At 57.8% G+C, this 1,502-nt stretch carries 1 protein-coding gene; it reads right to left on the reverse strand.

The window, feature by feature from the left end; all coding sequences use genetic code 11:
- Positions 1 to 353: 353 nt before the first annotated feature.
- Complete coding sequence (locus tag ILFOPFJJ_RS34555) at positions 354 to 1,403, reverse strand: IS110 family RNA-guided transposase (protein ID WP_028054349.1); 1,050 nt, start codon at positions 1,401 to 1,403, stop codon at positions 354 to 356.
- Between the last annotated feature and the right edge of the window lie 99 nt (positions 1,404 to 1,502).

Consider the following 1,502-nt stretch of genomic DNA (forward strand, 5'->3'; position numbering starts at 1 on the left):
AGGTTCTCTAATCGCGGTTGTCAAGTTGATCGCCGAGGGCGTCACAGGTCAGGCTCATGGTTCTCTTCGAGGTCGGCACTTTGGCCGCCTCATCATGGCGTTGGATAGGCTCGGTCGACCAATGTTCTCTAATCGCGGTTGTCAAGTTGATCGCCGAGGGCGTCACAGGTCAGGCTCATGGTTCTCTTCGAGGTCGGCACTTTGGCCGCCTCATCATGGCGTTGGATAGGCTCGGTCGACCAATGTGGTGTTCGCGGTTGCCTGTATCAGACAGCATCGCATTCCTGGGATCGGTCTTGACCGCGCCATCGTCCTGACCGGACGATCTCGCTGATCTCAGCTGATCATGGACATCACTGTAATGATGCCAGATCGCCCGGCTCTTGCGATGACCAACGGAAGGGTTCACCCGATATCCACATTGCGTGAAGGATCACGGCCAGCTTTCGGGCTACAGCTACCTTAGCTTTTCGATAGCCGCCACGCCGCGCGATGCGTAACCCCCAGCTCTTCAAAGCGGAGAACCGCGGAATACGCGTCAGCAGCGCATTGGCTGCCTCATACAGGCTGCGTCGGAGAAAGTCGTCGCCCCGTTTCGAAACGCGCCCGGATCTCATCGTCTCACCGGAGGCATAGATGCGAGGTGTTAGACCAAGGTAGGCCCCGGCGCTGGACGATCGTTTGAATCGTGTCGGATCATCAATGGTTGCGGCGAAGCCGAGCGCAGTGATAACTCCCACACCAGGAACCGACATCAGCCGTCTGACGACCTTGTTCTGCCGCGCTATCAAGCGAACCTTCGCCTCGAGATGACGGATCTGCTCAAGGATGTTGGCACGTGCCCGCATCAATGCTTCCACGACAGCCTGGATTGTTGGCGACGCATCGAGCTCGCCATCGATGATTTCCTCGGCACGCTTGGCGAACCCACCAACCCGTTTGCCAAACAGGATACCAAAGGTGCGAAGGACACCTCTGATCTGGTTTTCCAGGTCGCAGCGGGTTCGCACAAATTGGCTACGAGTGGCAAGGAGTGCCCGAGCTTCGTGGCTTGCCGTTGACTTGACATGAACGCTCTTGCACCAACCCGTACGAACGATCTGCGCCAGGCCGATGGCGTCGTTGCGGTCCGTCTTGGCAGGCATCATCTTTAAGGCCGCATTGGCATGGCGAGCATCCATGCAGACGATGGGAACGCCGCGTTCCTTCAATCCATTCCATAGCCAGACCGACAGGGGACCGGTTTCCAGTCCTGCACGGGTTACCGCGAACGGCTCAAGCGCTTCACTAATCGCCTCTGGGCACGATGCCACCTTCCGTTCGGCAACAGTCTTGCCCTCCTCATCAACGATGCAGATTGAGGTCGTTTGCTGGCTGACATCCAGTCCGGCATAATACTTCATGGCGGTTCTCCTCATCGCTTCGGCACACTGAATACAGTTGACAAGGGACAGTGTGGAGAGCCGCCGCCTCGAAGGCTAGGCCCTGAGCGATTACGCTAT

Origin of the sequence: Sinorhizobium psoraleae (assembly GCF_013283645.1) — a bacterium.
Lineage (GTDB): Bacteria > Pseudomonadota > Alphaproteobacteria > Rhizobiales > Rhizobiaceae > Sinorhizobium > Sinorhizobium psoraleae.

Excerpts from the sequence above, each read along its gene's own strand:
- ILFOPFJJ_RS34555 (WP_028054349.1), bottom strand. The coding sequence starts at position 1,403 with ATGAAGTATTATGCCGGACTGGATGTCAGCCAGCAAACGACCTCAATC.